This window comes from Corallococcus sp. BB11-1, assembly GCF_026626625.1.
Taxonomy (GTDB): domain Bacteria; phylum Myxococcota; class Myxococcia; order Myxococcales; family Myxococcaceae; genus Corallococcus; species Corallococcus soli.
Window position 1 is genome coordinate 90,860 of the sequence record NZ_JAPNJY010000041.1, and the last position, 14,924, is coordinate 105,783.

Genomic DNA, 14,924 nt, shown 5'->3' on the forward strand with positions numbered 1-14,924 from the left:
CCACCCGCCGGGCTCATTCCGGACTCAGGGCCGCCGCGCGAGGATGAACTCGCCCACGCCGCCCAGGCGCTGCTCCCTGCGGAGGACCTGGAAGCCGGCGTTCTCCACCAGCCGGAAGGTGTCCCGGTTGAGGCGGCAGCCGCCGGACAGCCGGTGCCAGGCGGGGGTCAGCAGGTCCTGGGCGAGCGCCAGCACGGGGCTCGGGGCCCGCACGTGCTCCAGCAGGCGCAGCTCCCCTCCCGGCCGGAGCACGCGCCCCACCTCCGCGAGCGCCGTGGCCGGGGCGTCCACGCAGCAGAACACCAGGCTGGAGACCACCGCGTCGAACGACGCCTCCGGGAACGGCAGCGCCTGCGCGTCCGCCTGGAGCAGCGCCACGCCGGCGCGGCGGGCCCGGGCGCGCAGGAGCGCCCCCAGGTCCACGTCCACCGCCGTCACGCAGGTCACGGTGTCCGGGTAGCCCGGCAGCGACAGGCCCGTGCCCGCGCCCACCTCCAGCACCCGGCCCGACAGCCCGTCCACCAGCTGGCGGCGGGCGGCGTTCAGCCCCACCCACCCCAGCGGCGCCATCACCGCGTCATACGCCAACGCCTTCATGCGAACCCCCCCGGCCTCACGAAGCCTGAAGCGAAGCACACCCGCTTAGCGCGCGGCCTCCACCCGTCCCGACGACGGTGGCGGCTTCTGGGCCGAAGCGCTCGGCGCCTGCTTGCGCAGGAGGCCCCACACCCCGTACGCCACCAGCAGGATGCTGCCGTACTGCGCGGGCGTCAGGCCGAAGTAGCGCGCGTCCACGTACGACAGGTCCGTGGCCCGGAGGAAGTCCAGGCTGAAGCGGGAGATGGCGTACAGCAGCGCCAGCAGCGGCAGCAGCCGGCCCTTCAGCTTCCCGGCGTTGCGCAGCCCGTACAGCAGGCCGGAGATGGCGAACAGCACCACCGCGTCGTACAGGCCCAGGTCGTGCCGGTTGCCGTTGGGGAACTGCACCGCCAGGAAGAAGTCCGTCAGCCGCCCCGGGTGGTCGTGCACCGCGAAGCACCCCAGCCGCGCCACCGCCCACCCCGGCGCCACGCCCAGCGCGAAGCTGTCCGCGTAGTCGTTGAAGCGCAGCTTCTTCACCCGGAAGAACACCACCGCCGCGAAGATGCCGCCCAGCAGGCCGCCGAAGGACGACAGGCCGTCCCAGAAGCGCAGAATCTGGAACGGGCTCTTGGACAGCTCCTCCGGGTGGTAGAAGAACAGGTGCACCCAGTGGCCGAAGAGCATGCCGGCCGCCACGCCCCACATGGCGAAGTCCGCCAGCGGGTTCGGATCCAGCCCCTCGCGCTCCGCCTGCTTCGTCAGCAGTCGCGCGGCCAGCAGGATGCCCGCCGCCACGAAGACGTTGAAGGGGTTCAGCTCCAGGGGCCCCAGCTTGAACGAGGGGGCATGCCAATAGGGAATCAAGGGGGCTCCGGAAAAGGCCAGGACCCCGCCCAGGATGGACGCGGGAAGGGTCGAACGCGAACAATCGGCGCATCCCGGGCTTCCCTCCACCTCTTTCTTGCTGCCCCCACGCCCGCCGCGCGTGAAGCCCCCCACCTCCGCCTCCTCGCGCCCCCGCCCCCCCCTGCCTGCCCGTTCCCCACATCCGCTGGTGGACAGACCCCCTGTGCTCCCCCGGGCACTCCCCTCGTCCCGCGGAGGGAATCCGTTGCCTTTCCGGAGGTTCGAGGAAGCCGAGTGAGGACCGAGACCCCAGACAAGAGGTGTCTATTAAGGAAATCCCGTGAACTTTTGTCAGGGGGATGCGGTCCAATCACACGGCTGACCCCGCGAGAGGGGAGAGAGGAGGGCAGCGGATGACATGGTTCATGGGCGACGCCCGTGAGCCCAAACCACCGGACCCGAAGGGGCTTGTCAGGGTCTCCAGGTGGGCGCGGTCCTTACTCGGGTGCTCCCCTCCTTCGGGGCCCTGGAGCGGATTGGGAGTTCAAGGAGCACACCACCCATGAAGTCATTTCTCTTGGTACCCAGGGAGTCCATCGAGACGCAGGCCCGGCCGGGCGTTCGTGGCACGGCACAGGGCGAGCGCGTCCTCGTTCGCAGCACCGCGTTGCGCTTCAGCGGCGCGCAGAAGGCACCGGATGCCCTCACGGCCCTCGGGCTGCGTTCGGCCACCCTGCCCGGCATGAAGCCGGCCATCAGCGGTCAGGAGCCCAGGGGCCGCAAGCGCGGAGGCCGCAGGGTCCCGGACACGCGCGGCGCTGACTCCAGCACCGTGCCCATGCCGGGCGCGGCCGTGACGGAGCAGACGGGCTCCGAGGCGGGCAGCTACCGGTTCATGCCCCTCATCGGCGCCACCATGGCGCACTTCTACTCCGTGGACGCGGAGAACGCGGCCCGCGGGGAGCTGTCGGAGGACTTCGAGTTCATCCCGGACGTGGTGCCCCTGTCCTTCCCGGGCCCGGTGTCGGCCGGACAGACGGGACCGCGCAACCGCGGCATGAGCTCGCTCGCGCAGCGTGAATGGCCTGACGAATCCGGCGTCCCCCTGGCGCACGCCCAGGGCATCCGGGGTGCCGGCGTGATGCTGGGCATCCTGGACACCGGCGTGGACGCGGACCACCCGGAGCACGCGAGCAAGACCATCCAGTTCCGCTACGTCTCGCTCTTCCCCAACTCGCCCCACAACCCGGCCCGCGACGTGCGCGGGTTTGATCCGGACGGCCACGGCACCCACGTGTGCGGCATCGCCGCGGGCGTGCACCACGGCGTCGCGCCGGAGGTGGACCTGTACGCCGCGTCCGTCATCGAATCGGAGACCATCCGCACCAGCCTGGGTCGCGTGGCCGCCGGCATGGAGTGGCTGCTGCACCAGTTCAGCGCTCCGGAGAACGCCTCACGTCCCGCCGTCGTCAACCTGTCGCTGGGCTTCCCGCTGCAGCCGCCCCCGGGCATCTCCGAAGCGGACTACCTGCTGAATCAGCGCGCCCTGCAGACCATGCTGCGTCGACTGCTGGACAGCAACGTGCTGCCGGTTGTCGCGGCGGGTAACACTGGGCCGAACACGGTTGGTTACCCAGCGGCCTTTCCTGAAGCACTGGCTGTGGGGGCAGTCGACTTCGAGCGCACCGTGGCCACTTTCTCGGCCAGCGGCGGCGTGGGTCGGCGCTTCGTGCCTGACGTCATGGGCTACGGGGTGAACGTGTATTCGTCTACTGAACGCCGCTGCAACAATCAGGCGTTCTATGAACGAATGAGTGGCACGAGCATGGCGGCGCCTTATGTCGCGGGTATCGCTGCACTGTATCGTTGCCGTGCCCCTGACTTGACGGCGTTGGAAGTGAGGGATTTGATTCTGGCCAACGCCATCAAGCTTCCTCGCTCGGCGAATCACCGGACGGGGAAGGGCCTGGCTGTTTTCAGGTGACGCCTTAGTTGACCGGGGCCGGTGCCAGGTGAGCACCGGACCCGTGAGAGGATGCTGGCCATGGGCAGGAAGAACGACGTGCCGGGCGATCCGGGTGAGATGACGACCCGGATGTCCTCCGTGGCGGCGGTGCGTCCATTGCCGGGCAGCGGCGGCGGTCACGTGCGCATGCTGCCGGGCTCCGGCCATGGCGCCCCGGAGCGCGACGCCCAGCAGGGCGGCGACATCGACGTGACGGTGATGCCCCGCGAAGCCGCGGCCCCCCGGGGACGCGCGGCGGCCGCGCGGGCACCCGTGCGCTCGCGCGCGGAGGTCTATCAAGCAGGCAAGGCGGAGAGCGCCCGCTTCCGCGAGAGCTTCATGCACTGGCTGGAGGCCAACAAGCTCATGGGGTCCGTGCGCGCCATGAGCGAGCCGGGCGGTTCCCTGCCCATGCTCCACGTGCGCTGTGCCCCCCGCGTGCTGGACCAGCTGCGCCGCGCGCCGGAGTTCGAGGCGGGCACGATGATGCCGCTCGAACGTCAGTACTAGTCAGGTCCCTGCCGCAAGCCTCCAGTCACATGCCCCGCGTCCTCCATGGGCGCGGCCGGCGTGCTTCCTTCAGACCGCGGGCCCCGCTTCCCTTGTAACGGAAGGCGGCCCCCTGGCGGTCCAACCGCCGTCGCGAAAGAAGCCGCTCGCGTTGGGGGAGCGCCTCATCTCGCCTGGAAGGAAGCCCCGCGCCATGTTCGTCCCGGTGGAACCGACGACGGGGCCGCTTCTTCCTGATTAACCTAGAAACTCAGGATTGTGGCGCCTGAAAGCCACTGCACCGGGGTTGGATTCTTCCGTCTGGGATTGGACGGTTTCAGTCCAGGCGGCAGGCGTCCTCGAAAGCCAGGCGCGGGTTGCGCGGGAAGAGCTTCGCCGGGTCGCCGTAGCCCAGGTTGATGAGCAGGTCCGACTTCCAGCCGGTGCCCTGGAGGAAGGCCTCGTCCGTCTTCGCCTTGTCGAAGCCGCCCATGGGGCCGCAGTCCAGCCCCAGCGCCCTGGCGGCGAGGATGACGTACGCGGCCTGCAGCGTGCCGCTCTGGACGGCGCTGTACTCGCGCGCCTCGGGGGACAGCCCCGCGAAGTGGCCCTTCATGTCGCGCGCGGGGAACAGCTTGGGCATCTGTTCGTGGAACGCGGTGTCGTGCGCCACGATGACCGTCACGGGCGCCTGCATCGTCTTGTCCACGTTGCCCGCGGCCAGCAGGGGCTTGAGCCGCTCCTTGGCCTCGCGGCTCCTCACGAACACCAGGCGCACCGGCTGGGTGTTGGCCGCGGTGGGCGCCATCTTCGCCAGCTCGTAGACGCGGCGCAGGGTGTCGTCCGGCACCTGTCTGTCCAGCCAGCCGTTGTGCGTGCGGGCCTCGGTGAAGAGCTGCGCCAGGGCGCCTGCGTCCAGGGCGGTGTTCGTCGCTGCCATCGGTGTGTCCCCTTCGCGGAGCGGACGCTTCTTGCGCGCCCGCCATGGCCCATGGGTAGCGGTGACGCTTTTGATTTGCAAGTTACTTCTAAAAAGTAAGTGATGGCCGTGCCGGGTTCCTGCGGCGAGGGGAGGGGCGGCGCTATACTCGGGCAGGAGGCGCGACGATGCATGACGACCTACATCCGCTGTGCGAGCGGTTCCTGACGGCGGCCGAGCTCCTGGGCCGCCGGTGGACGGGCATCATCCTGCGCATCCTGATGGACGGGCCGTGCCGCTTCGGGGAGCTGACGGAGCGCATTGGCGGCATCAGCGAGCGCGTCCTGTCGGAGCGGCTCAAGGAGCTGGAGGCCGAGGGCGTCATCGAGCGCCACGTGGACCCGGGGCCGCCCATCCGCTCCGAGTACCGGCTGACGCAGAAGGGGCAGGCGCTCTGGAAGGTCATCCACGAGCTGGGCCAGTGGGCGGAGCAGTGGGCGGACGTGAAGCCCGCGCCGAAGCCGGACGTGAAGCCGGCGGGCCGGGATGAGAAGAAGGGCGCGAGCGCGAAGTCCGCGCGGGCCGCGCCCCGGAAGCGCAAGACGGCCTGAGCTTCCGGAGCGGGTGGGGCGGGCCTAGAAGTTGAGGCCGCCGTCCACGTCGATGGTGCGCCCGTTGAAGTAGTCGCACTCGATGACGAACTTCACCGCCACCCAGATGTCCTCCGGCAGGCCGATGCGGTTCACCGGGATGGAGGCCACCAGCGCGTCGCGGGCCTTCTGGTTCATGCCCTGCGTCATCGGCGTTTCGATCATGCCCGGGGCGATGGCGCCCACGCGGATGCCGAAGGGGGCGAACTCGCGCGACCAGGTGACGGTGTTCGCCGCGAGCGCGGCCTTGGCGGACACGTAGTTGGACTGGCCGCGGTTGCCGTGCCGCGCGATGGACGACATGTTGACGATGACGCCGGGGCGCTGGTCCGTCTCCACCATCTTCGTCACCACCTCGCGCACCATCAGCGTGGCGCCCGTGAGGTTGACGCCGATGACGGCGTTCCAGTCCTGGGTGGACAGCTTCTTCACCTGGCCCGTGGTGCGGTCCTTCTTCACCAGCAGCGCGTCGCGCAGGATGCCCGCGTTGTTGATGAGGCCGTTGAGGCCGCCCATCGCGCCGTGGGCCCACTGCACGAAGTCGATGACGCCCTGCTCGTTGGACACGTCCAGCTTGCGGCGGTGGATGCCCTGGGGCAGCTCCGCCAGCCGCTCCTCGTTGACGTCGCCCACGGCGACCTGGCCGCCCGCTTCGTGGATGCGCTGGGCGAAGTGCGCGCCCATGCCCTGCGCGCCACCCGTCACGATGATCTTCAGGTCCTTCAGCTGCATGTGCCTCTCCTTGAGCGTCGCAAGGGCGGCGATCCGCCCATCGAAAACGGCGCGCAGGGTACGCACACCCCCCCGGCGCTTTCCAGCGCCGAGGAGGCTGAAACCTGAATCGGCCTTCAACTTTTTTCACCCGCCGGATTCGCCCCGGCCATCAACGCGGTGCGTTGGGGGGCGGGGCGTGCTTCCGGGGTGGGTGGGCGTGTGGCTAGAGCGCGTCGGAGATGACGGAGCCCAGCCGGCGCATGCCCTCGGCGATGAGGTCGGGCGGGCGGTTGGAGTAGTTCAGGCGCATGAACTGGGCCTGCTGCGCGTTGGCGAAGAAGGGCGCGCCGGGGACGAAGGCGACCTTCTGTTCGACGGCGCGGGGCAGCAGCGTGGCGGCGTCCAGCCCGCCCGGCAGCTCCACCCAGAGGAACATGCCGCCGTCGGGCCGGGTCCACTTCGTGCCCTGGGGCATGTGCTGCTCCAGCGCGGCGAGCATCGCGTTGGCGCGCTCGGCGTAGACGGGCATCAGCGCCGCGATGTGGCCCGGGTAGTCGAAGGTGGCCAGCAGGCGCGCGGTGGCGCGCTGCGCGAGCGTGGCGGTGTGCAGGTCGGTGGCCTGCTTGGCGATGGTGAGCGCCTTGAGCAGCGGGCGCGGCCCCGTCACCCAGCCCAGGCGCAGGCCGGGGGCCAGCGTCTTGGAGAAGGTGGACAGCGACAGCACCACGCCCTGGTCGTCCATCGACGCCAGCGACGGCAGGTGGACGCCCTTGAAGCGCAGCTCGCCGTACGGGTCGTCCTCCAGGATGATGAAGCGGTGCTCCTGCGCAAGCCGCACCAGCGCCTTGCGGCGCTCCAGCGACAGGGTGGTGCCCTTGGGGTTCTGGAAGTTGGGGATGACGTAGAGCAGCTTCGGCTGGCGCTTCTTCACCAGCGCGGCCAGGTCGTCCGTGTCCATGCCCGCGTCGTCGCTGCGCACGGTGGCGAACTCCACCTCGTAGCCGCCGAAGGTCTGGAGCGCCGCCAGGTAGCTGGGGTCCTCCACCACCACCAGGTCGCCCGGATCCAGCAGCACCTTGCCCACCAGGTCCAGGCCCTGCTGCGAACCGCTGGTGATGAGCACCTGGTCGGCGTGGGTGTGGTGCCCCTTCCGGGCCAGGTGCGCGGAGATCCACTCGCGCAAGGGGGCGAAGCCCTCCGTGGTGCTGTACTGGAGCGCCGGGCGGCCTTCGGCGGCGAAGGTCTCCTCGAACGCCTTGGCGATGGCGTCCAGCGGGAAGAGCTCCGGGGCGGGCAGCCCGCCCGCGAAGGACAGGATGTCCGGGCGCTCCGCGATCTTGAGGATTTCACGCACCGCGGACGTCTTCATCCGGGACATGCGCTGGGACAGCCGGTAGGCCGGAGGAGGGGGCAGGGGTGCACTCATTGCGTCCGCGCTCATGTTCATGCTCCGTTCAACTTCGCTTCGGGGACACGCACGTGCGTGTCCTCCTTCAGGGTCGACAGGACGATGGTGGTGCTCGTGCGGGTGACGCCCGGGATGGTGCGCAGCGTCTCCACCAGCAGCGAGTCCAGCGTCCGCGTGTTGTCCGTCTTCACCTTCAGCACGTACGAGTCCTGACCCGCGACCCGGTGCGCCTCCAGCACGTCCGGCATCTCCGCCACCTTCTTGGCGAAGCCCTCGAAGTGCTTGGGGTGCTCAATGCTCACCCCGATGAAGGCGGTGATGTCCTTGCCCAGCTGCGTCGCGTCCACCCGCGCCGTGTAGCCGGTGATGACCCCGCGCTCCTCCAGCTTGCGGATGCGCTCGGCCACCGCCGGCTGGGACAGCTTCACCCGCCGTGACAGCTCCAGCTGCGTGGCCCGGCCATCGCGTTGAAGCAGGTCCAAGAGGCGATAATCCAGGGCGTCCATGGGGTGTTTGGCCTTATATTTATAGGTCGCCCGGGCAGGTGGCGGTGAAGTTATATGCCTTGCTCCAGGATTGCAAGTCCGTTGGTGCGCAAACTTGTGAGCCTGGTCGAAGGGTCGGATTCCCAACCTGGCGCGTCGTGTTCCTGCGCCTGCCCGCCCGGCCTTTGACGCCCTGCGTTCGTGTCTGTCTTTGACGCAGGGAGCCAACCTTCGGCTTTTGACAAGGTTGTCGGGCGGGTGCTACCCGTCCTGAAAGATGAATCGCCCTTCAACTTCAGAACGCGTTCCGGTGACACCCCGTGGCCAGCGGACGCGGCAGAAGTTGCTGAAGGCGGCGGAGGCGGTGTTCGGGGACAAGGGCTACGAGCGCGCGTCCATCGCGGACCTCACGCGCAAGGCCAGCGTCGCGCTGGGCACCTTCTACGTGTACTTCCCGGACAAGCAGTCCATCTTCGTGGAGGTGGTGGACGAGCTGGGGGCGCGCCTGCGCCGCCTCATCGCGGAGTCCACCGCCGCGTGCACCACGCGCCTGGAGGTGGAGCGCGAGGGCCTGCGCGCCTTCTTCCAGTTCGTGCGCCAGCACCCCAACCTCTACCGCGTGGTGCGGCAGGCGGAGTTCGTGGACGCGGACTGCTACCGCCGCTACTACGACCGCTTCGCCAGGGGCTACGTGCGCGGCCTCACGCAGGCCATGGAGGCCGGCGAGGTGCGCCGCATGGACCCGGAGGCGCTCGCCTACTGCCTGATGGGCATTGGCGACTTCCTGGGCATGCGCTGGGTGCTCTGGGAGGAGGACATGGGCCTGGAGCGCGTGCTGGACACGGCGATGACGCTCCTGACCCACGGCCTGCCCTCCGGCGCTCCCGTCCTCAAGGCCGTCCCGCCCCCCAAGGCTCCCAAGGCCGTCGTGAAGTCTCCTTCGAAGTCTCCTTCCCCCAGGCCCCGCCGTCCGGCGCGCGGCCCCCGGAGCTGAAACACCGCCATGCGTTACGCGAACATCCTGTCCACCGGCCGCTACGTCCCCGAGAAGCTGCTCACCAACGCCGACGTGGAGGCCATCCTGGGCGAGAAGGTGGACGAGTGGCTCCAGACGAACGTGGGCATCAAGCAGCGCCACGTGATGGCGGATGATCAGGCGACCAGCGACCTGGCCGTGGCCGCCGCGAAGGAGGCCCTGGCCCGCGCGAAGGTGGACCCCAAGGACCTGGACCTGGTGCTGGTGGCCAGCGACACGCCGGACTACCTGAGCCCCGGCACGTCGTCGGTGGTGCAGGCGAAGCTGGGCGCCATCAACGCGGGCACCTACGACATCAACGCGGCGTGCGCGGGCTGGGTGACGGCGCTGGACGTGGCGTCGAAGACGATTTCGGCGGACGACAGCTACCAGCGCATCCTGGTGGTGGGCGCCTACGGGATGACCCGGTACGTGAACTGGAAGGACAAGAAGACCTGCACGCTGTTCGCGGACGGCGCGGGCGCGGTGGTGCTGGGCGCGTCCGACGCGCCGGGCTTCCTGGGCGCGAAGCTGCTGGCGAACGGCGAGTACCACGACGCGCTGGGCATCTACACGGGCGGCACGAACCGGCCCGCCACGGCGGAGACGCTGAAGCTCACCGACGGCAAGCCCGCGGTGCAGTTCGTGCGCAAGTTCCCCTCCACGTTCAACACCGAGCGCTGGCCCATGCTGCTGGACACGCTGCTCAAGCGCGCGGACCAGACGCTGGACGACGTGAAGCTGTTCGTCTTCACGCAGCTGAACCTGCGCACCATCGAAGCCACCATGAAGGCGCTCAACCAGCCCATGGCCAAGGCGCACTACACGATGGACAAGTGGGGCTACACGGGCTCCGCCTGCATCCCGATGACGCTCGACGACGCGGTGGTGCAGGGCAAGGTGAAGAAGGGCGACCTCGTGGCCTTCTGCGCCAGCGGCGGTGGCCTGGCCATGGCGTCCGCGCTGTACCGCTGGACGGCGTAGGTCCCACCCTCGAAGACACAGCCAGGAGGTACGCGCATGTTCATCGGGGATTGGATGGGGCGGGGCGCCCTCTACTGGCCGGAGGCGGTGGCCGTGGTGGACGTGGCCCGGAAGGACGCGGGCCGCTTCACCTACCGGCGGATGAACGCGCGCGCCACGGCGCTCGCGGGCTGGCTGCGGGACGTGGCCGGCGTGCGGCGCGGCGACCGCGTGGGCATCGTCGCGCTCAACGGCGTGGAGCACCTGGACGCCCTCTTCGCGTGCGGGAAGCTGGGCGCCATCTTCGTGCCCTACAACTGGCGCCTGCACGCGGCGGAGCTGGCCGAGGGCGTGCGCTCCACCCGCCCGCGCGTGCTGCTGTTCGGGGATGACTTCCGGGACGCGGCGGCGCAGGTGCGCGAGCACGTGGGCGAAGGCCTCCGCCTGGTGGCGCTGGATGCGCAGGGACTGCCCGGCGCGGACGCCTACGCGAAGGTGCTGGAGCACGTGACCGAGGCCCCGGTCACGAACGAAGCGGTGAGCGAGGAGGACATCCTCTGTCTCATCTTCACCGGCGGCACCACCGGGAAGTCCAAGGGCGCGAAGGTGTCCTACCGGATGGTGGCGTGGAACACGCTCAACACGCTGGTGCATGAAATCCGGCAGGGCGACGTGACGGTGACGCACACGCCGCTGTTCCACACCGGCGGACTGCTCGTGTACACGCTGCCGCTGCTCACCGTGGGCGGCACCGTGGTGCTGATGCGGCGGTGGGACGCGGAGGAGATGCTCGGCCTCGTGGCGAAGGAGAAGGTGACGCTCTTCTTCGCGGTGCCCACGCAGTACCAGCAGCTGATGGACTCACCGCGCTGGCGCGGGACGGACTTCTCCTCCGTGCGCTTCGTCACCAGCGGCGGGGCGCCCCTGCCGGTGCCCCTGCTCCAGGCGTGGCAGGCGGTGCACCCGGTGCCCTTCAAGCAGGGCTTCGGGATGACGGAGTTCGGCCCCGGCATCTTCAGCATGGGGCCGGAGTTCGCGGTGTCGAAGGCGGGCTCCATCGGCCGGCCCAACTACTTCATCGACGCGAAGCTGGTGGATGACGCGGGCCAGGACGTGCCCGTGGGCGGGGTGGGCGAGCTGGTGCTCAAGGGCCCGTCCATGTGTTCGGGCTACTTCGAGGACGACGCCGCGACCCGGGAGGCCATCGACGCGGACGGCTGGTTCCACACCGGGGACCTGGCGCGCGTGGACGCCGAAGGCTTCTTCACCATCGCGGGGCGCAAGAAGGACATGTTCATCTCCGGAGGGGAGAACGTGTACCCGCTGGAGCTGGAGTCGGTGCTCTACGAGCACGCCGCGGTGCAGCAGTGCGCGGTGGTGGGCGTGCCGGACGCGAAGTGGGGCGAGGCGGGCCGGGCCTTCGTGGTGCTCAAGGCGGACGCGCAGGCCACGGCGGAGTCGCTGCTGGAGCACCTGAAGGGGCGGGTGGCGCGCTTCAAGGTGCCCAAGCGCGTGGAGCTGGTGAAGGCCCTGCCGGTGTCGCCCGCCGGGAAGATCCTCAAGCGGGAGCTGCGCGAGCAGGCCATCGCGGCGGACGCGCGAGACGCTTCGTGACGGGCAGTATCCTCTCTTCAAACAATACAACCAGGAGCGGCGCACATGGCTGACAGTTCCAGGAAGGTCGAGAAGCGGGACATCCCCACGGCACGGCTCGCGGTGCGCGCGAGGCTCGTGGGCGAGGAGGGCTTTCCGGTCATCTTCGTGCACGGCAATTGTTCCTCCTCCGCGTTCTTCGAATCGCTGCTGAAGACGCTGCCCCAGGGCTTCCGGGGCATCGCGCCGGACATGCGCGGCTACGGGGAGACGGAGCCCAAGGCCATCGACGCGACGCGCGGCATGCGTGACTTCAGCGACGACCTGGTGGCGCTGATGGACGCGCTGTCGCTCCAGCGCGCGGTGTTCGTGGCGCACTCGGCCGGCGCGGGCATGGTGATGCAACTGTCCCTGGACCACCCGGAGCGCGTGGCGGGCCTCGTGGTGGAGGCGCCCCTGTCTCCTTATGGCTTCGGCGGCACGAAGGACGCGGACGGCACGCCGTGCTGGGCGGACTTCGCGGGCTCCGGCGGCGGCACGGCCAACCCGGACTTCGTGCAGCGGCTGAAGTCGAAGGACCGCTCCACGGAGGTGCCCACGTCGCCTCGCAACGTGATGAACGGCTGCTACGTGAAGCCCCCGTTCCGCCACCCGGACGAGGAGCTGCTCCTGGACTCGGTGCTGAACACGCACGTGTCGGATGAGCTGTACCCGGGCAACTTCACGAAGTCCGACAACTGGCCGGGCGTGGCGCCGGGCACCACGGGCATGAACAACGCCATGGCGCCGCGCTACTACAACACGTCGTCCTTCGCGGCGTTGAAGAACGGGCCAGACGTGCTGTGGATCCGCGGCGCGGACGACGCCATCGTTTCAGACACGTCATTGTTCGACTTCGGCTTCCTGGGCAAGGTGGGCGCGGTGCCCGGCTGGCCCGGGGATGAGAAGTACCCGCCGCAGCCCATGGTGTCGCAGATGCGCGGCGTGATGGAGCGCTACGCGAAGAACGGTGGCCGCTACCGCGAGGTCGTCCTCCAGGACACCGGCCACAGCCCGCACCTGGAGAAGACGCAGGAGTTCGAGGCCCTGCTCACGCCCTTCCTGCGCGAGCACGCCCGCTAGCCATTCCTGACGCGCGGTGAGGCGCGGAGGGCCTCCCGGGACGACCCCGGTGGCCCTTGGCGCATCCCGCGCCCGGGGTTCCCCCGTCGCGCGTCTGCTGTCGCCGCACCCCCTTCACCCAACCGGAGGTCCGCATGCGAAGCACCTGGACGTTGTCGCTCACGGCCGCATTGCTGATGGCAGGCTGCGGGGCAGAACCCCCCGCGTCGGAGGCGCCCCCGGTGGAGGCCGCCGTCGGCACGGCGGAGGCCGCGCTGGACGCGGACCTGGCGCCGTACTTCGACGCGGTCACCACGCCGACCAACGGCTACAACGTGGTGGGCACGCTGACGCCGCCCTCGTGGTCCTGGGGGCAGATTGAGCTGCTGGAGGGGCGCCAGCGCTTCCGCAGCGAGTACTACAACCCGCGCACGCAGAAGCTGCGCTACCAGGACACGTACCAGTCCAGCGACTACCCGCTGGCCACGTACTTCGGTTCGCTCAACCAGCAGCTGGTGGACGCCTTCAACCTGGCCTACGGGAACAGCTGTGCCACGGCGGCGGGCAGCACCTGTCCTGCGCCGGGGCCCACGAAGCCGGCGGCGCGTTACGTGCTCCTGCACAAGGGGCGGGCCACGGCGGCGCGCACCTGCAACGTGAACCTGACGCCGACGCTGCTGGTGCACGGCGCCATCCAGGACGCGAACGTCTGGATGTTCCCCAATGGCAACAACGGTTCGGGCGGCACGTACGAGAACGCGGCCCAGAAGACGGGCCTGGTGCAGGACCTGGAGTCGAAGGGCCGCTGCGTGTACGCGGTGACGTTCGGCTCGTTCCACGGCGACAACTACAACCACGCCATCCACGTGGCCAACGCGGTGAAGCGCATCAAGGCGCTGCACCCCGGCGTGGCGCGGGTGGACATCGTCGCGTGGAGCAAGGGCGTGCTGGCGGCGGACCCGTGGCTCGCGAACGCGGCGACGTGGGGCGGCTTCAGCACCACGCGGCTCTTCGAGCGGCTGGCGAAGGAGCAGGCGTCGCAGGTGCCGCCGTATGACGACTCCGTGCGCGTGTACGTGCCGCTGTCCGGGCCGCACAAGGGCATCGACCTGAACTTCCGCCACCCCATCCACACGCTGACCATCGCGAGCACGTCGTCGAACGCGCCGGTGGGCCGTGGGCCGATGCCGTGGACGTACTTCTCCGCGTTCCAGTGCGTGACGTGGGGCCCGGAAGTGCCCTGGTACAACAACCCGTATGCGGAGAGCGTGTGTGAGGGCGCCGGCAGCATGTGGCCGGACTTCTTCCGCCGCATCTACCTGTCGAACATCACGGGCCTGAGCAGCACGGGCGCGCCGGTGTCCGCGAGCACGCTCCAGTCGCTGAACACCACCCAGGGCCTGGCCGCGAGCGCGTTCAACTTCGACGAGTACAACATGAGCCTGTTCGGCGCCGTGAACGACAGCGGCAAGTACGTCACGGCGTACCCGGGCCAGCTCCAGGCGGCGTACGACCTGCGCGGCACGTACCCGATCCCGGACCGCAGCTCGTACGTGTGGGACAGCGTGGATCCGAACGAGAACCGCTACTTCCCGTGGCTGGATTCGAAGCTCATCTACAACCCGTTGAACCCGTTCATCGCCGCGGGCTACATGGCCGCGACGGACCACCGCGTGTGCCGCACCACCGCGTATGACCCCGTGGGTTCGCCGTGCTTCGCGTACCACGCGTACAACACGAACCAGAACGCGGAGGGCTACAACATCTCCAACTACGCGAAGTACCGCATCATGCAGGGCCTGGGCATCGCGGCGGCGATGGAGATGGGCGGCAAGTTCATCACCCGGCTGGCGGAGCACGGCCTGGACCCGCGCCTGAAGTCGCTCTACGTGCTCTACGGCACGGCGGCCGGCGCGGCGCCCTACGAGACGGACGGCATGACGTCCACGACGTCCGCGCCGCGTGGCGACGGCGTACTGTTCGAGGCGAGCATCGCGGCGATGCCCCAGCTCACCCAGGGCTGGACCGCGGCGAAGAAGACCGCGGACGCGAAGCAGGAGGGCATGGCGTACGACCACCTGAGCATGGGTGTCACGCCGGCCGTGTGGAACAAGATCTCCGCGCACTTCGTTTCGCGGGATTGATGTGACGTAG

General features: G+C 69.4%; 14 protein-coding genes. 8 read left to right on the plus strand and 6 right to left on the minus strand.

The annotated features are described in order from the left end of the window. Window positions 1-24: 24 nt before the first annotated feature. Together OV207_RS35365 and OV207_RS35370 are read right to left on the minus strand one after the other, a co-directional pair. Window positions 25-597, minus strand: coding sequence for an SAM-dependent methyltransferase (locus OV207_RS35365; RefSeq protein ID WP_267559522.1), 573 nt, complete (start codon window positions 595-597; stop codon window positions 25-27). A gap of 45 nt (window positions 598-642) precedes the next feature. Then, window positions 643-1,446, minus strand: coding sequence for a prolipoprotein diacylglyceryl transferase (locus OV207_RS35370; protein ID WP_193349939.1), 804 nt, complete (start codon window positions 1,444-1,446; stop codon window positions 643-645). Between the two features lie 544 nt (window positions 1,447-1,990). Here OV207_RS35370 and OV207_RS35375 point away from each other — a divergent pair. Both OV207_RS35375 and popD read left to right on the plus strand, forming a co-directional pair. Beyond that, on the plus strand, window positions 1,991-3,412 hold the full coding sequence (locus OV207_RS35375) for a S8 family peptidase (RefSeq protein WP_267559523.1): 1,422 nt from the start codon (window positions 1,991-1,993) through the stop codon (window positions 3,410-3,412). Window positions 3,413-3,472: 60 nt separating this feature from the next. Further along, window positions 3,473-3,943: a PopC secretion inhibitor PopD gene (gene popD, locus OV207_RS35380; RefSeq protein ID WP_267559524.1), complete on the plus strand. Its 471-nt coding sequence runs from the start codon at window positions 3,473-3,475 to the stop codon at window positions 3,941-3,943. Window positions 3,944-4,259: 316 nt separating this feature from the next. Here popD and OV207_RS35385 read toward each other — a convergent pair whose 3' ends face one another. Next, entirely contained in the window at window positions 4,260-4,862 is a 603-nt protein-coding gene (locus tag OV207_RS35385; protein ID WP_267559525.1) for a malonic semialdehyde reductase, read from the minus strand. A 167-nt stretch (window positions 4,863-5,029) separates the two neighbouring features. On the opposite strand from OV207_RS35385, the gene OV207_RS35390 reads away from it, so the two are divergent. Continuing rightward, window positions 5,030-5,452: a winged helix-turn-helix transcriptional regulator gene (locus OV207_RS35390; RefSeq protein WP_193349935.1), complete on the plus strand. Its 423-nt coding sequence runs from the start codon at window positions 5,030-5,032 to the stop codon at window positions 5,450-5,452. Window positions 5,453-5,476: 24 nt separating this feature from the next. Here the strand turns inward: OV207_RS35390 and OV207_RS35395 are convergent, their stop codons facing one another. From OV207_RS35395 to OV207_RS35405, 3 genes are all read right to left on the minus strand, one after another. After that, complete coding sequence (locus tag OV207_RS35395) at window positions 5,477-6,223, minus strand: SDR family oxidoreductase (RefSeq protein WP_267559526.1); 747 nt, start codon at window positions 6,221-6,223, stop codon at window positions 5,477-5,479. A 205-nt stretch (window positions 6,224-6,428) separates the two neighbouring features. Continuing rightward, window positions 6,429-7,646, minus strand: a complete 1,218-nt coding sequence (locus OV207_RS35400) for a PLP-dependent aminotransferase family protein (RefSeq protein ID WP_267559527.1) — start codon at window positions 7,644-7,646, stop codon at window positions 6,429-6,431. 2 nt (window positions 7,647-7,648) lie between these two features. Next, window positions 7,649-8,119, minus strand: a complete 471-nt coding sequence (locus tag OV207_RS35405) for an Lrp/AsnC family transcriptional regulator (RefSeq protein ID WP_267559528.1) — start codon at window positions 8,117-8,119, stop codon at window positions 7,649-7,651. Between the two features lie 256 nt (window positions 8,120-8,375). On the opposite strand from OV207_RS35405, the gene OV207_RS35410 reads away from it, so the two are divergent. The 5 genes from OV207_RS35410 to OV207_RS35430 all read left to right on the plus strand — a co-directional run bounded on the left by OV207_RS35410 (window position 8,376) and on the right by OV207_RS35430 (window position 14,914). Continuing rightward, window positions 8,376-9,092 carry a TetR/AcrR family transcriptional regulator gene (locus OV207_RS35410; RefSeq protein ID WP_267559530.1) on the plus strand — a complete coding sequence of 239 codons (717 nt, stop codon included), beginning with the start codon at window positions 8,376-8,378 and terminating at the stop codon, window positions 9,090-9,092. 9 nt (window positions 9,093-9,101) lie between these two features. Continuing rightward, a complete protein-coding gene (locus tag OV207_RS35415; RefSeq protein WP_193349930.1) occupies window positions 9,102-10,097 on the plus strand; it encodes a 3-oxoacyl-ACP synthase III family protein in 996 nt (331 codons plus the stop codon). Window positions 10,098-10,133: 36 nt separating this feature from the next. Next, window positions 10,134-11,690, plus strand: a complete 1,557-nt coding sequence (locus OV207_RS35420) for an acyl-CoA synthetase (RefSeq protein WP_267559532.1) — start codon at window positions 10,134-10,136, stop codon at window positions 11,688-11,690. 45 nt (window positions 11,691-11,735) lie between these two features. Next, complete coding sequence (locus OV207_RS35425) at window positions 11,736-12,791, plus strand: alpha/beta hydrolase (protein ID WP_267559533.1); 1,056 nt, start codon at window positions 11,736-11,738, stop codon at window positions 12,789-12,791. 134 nt (window positions 12,792-12,925) lie between these two features. After that, window positions 12,926-14,914 carry an esterase/lipase family protein gene (locus OV207_RS35430; protein ID WP_267559534.1) on the plus strand — a complete coding sequence of 663 codons (1,989 nt, stop codon included), beginning with the start codon at window positions 12,926-12,928 and terminating at the stop codon, window positions 14,912-14,914. The last annotated feature ends 10 nt before the right edge of the window (window positions 14,915-14,924 follow it).

What these genes read in the sequence shown, in the direction of transcription:
- OV207_RS35405 (WP_267559528.1), bottom strand. Translation starts at nt 8,119, where the DNA reads ATGGACGCCCTGGATTATCGCCTCTTGGACCTGCTTCAACGCGATGGC.
- OV207_RS35420 (WP_267559532.1), top strand. Translation starts at nt 10,134, where the DNA reads ATGTTCATCGGGGATTGGATGGGGCGGGGCGCCCTCTACTGGCCGGAG.
- OV207_RS35425 (WP_267559533.1), top strand. Translation starts at nt 11,736, where the DNA reads ATGGCTGACAGTTCCAGGAAGGTCGAGAAGCGGGACATCCCCACGGCA.
- OV207_RS35390 (WP_193349935.1), top strand. Translation starts at nt 5,030, where the DNA reads ATGCATGACGACCTACATCCGCTGTGCGAGCGGTTCCTGACGGCGGCC.
- OV207_RS35430 (WP_267559534.1), top strand. Translation starts at nt 12,926, where the DNA reads ATGCGAAGCACCTGGACGTTGTCGCTCACGGCCGCATTGCTGATGGCA.
- OV207_RS35385 (WP_267559525.1), bottom strand. Translation starts at nt 4,862, where the DNA reads ATGGCAGCGACGAACACCGCCCTGGACGCAGGCGCCCTGGCGCAGCTC.
- OV207_RS35395 (WP_267559526.1), bottom strand. Translation starts at nt 6,223, where the DNA reads ATGCAGCTGAAGGACCTGAAGATCATCGTGACGGGTGGCGCGCAGGGC.
- popD (WP_267559524.1), top strand. Translation starts at nt 3,473, where the DNA reads ATGGGCAGGAAGAACGACGTGCCGGGCGATCCGGGTGAGATGACGACC.
- OV207_RS35410 (WP_267559530.1), top strand. Translation starts at nt 8,376, where the DNA reads ATGAATCGCCCTTCAACTTCAGAACGCGTTCCGGTGACACCCCGTGGC.
- OV207_RS35415 (WP_193349930.1), top strand. Translation starts at nt 9,102, where the DNA reads ATGCGTTACGCGAACATCCTGTCCACCGGCCGCTACGTCCCCGAGAAG.
- OV207_RS35375 (WP_267559523.1), top strand. Translation starts at nt 1,991, where the DNA reads ATGAAGTCATTTCTCTTGGTACCCAGGGAGTCCATCGAGACGCAGGCC.
- OV207_RS35400 (WP_267559527.1), bottom strand. Translation starts at nt 7,646, where the DNA reads ATGAGCGCGGACGCAATGAGTGCACCCCTGCCCCCTCCTCCGGCCTAC.
- OV207_RS35365 (WP_267559522.1), bottom strand. Translation starts at nt 597, where the DNA reads ATGAAGGCGTTGGCGTATGACGCGGTGATGGCGCCGCTGGGGTGGGTG.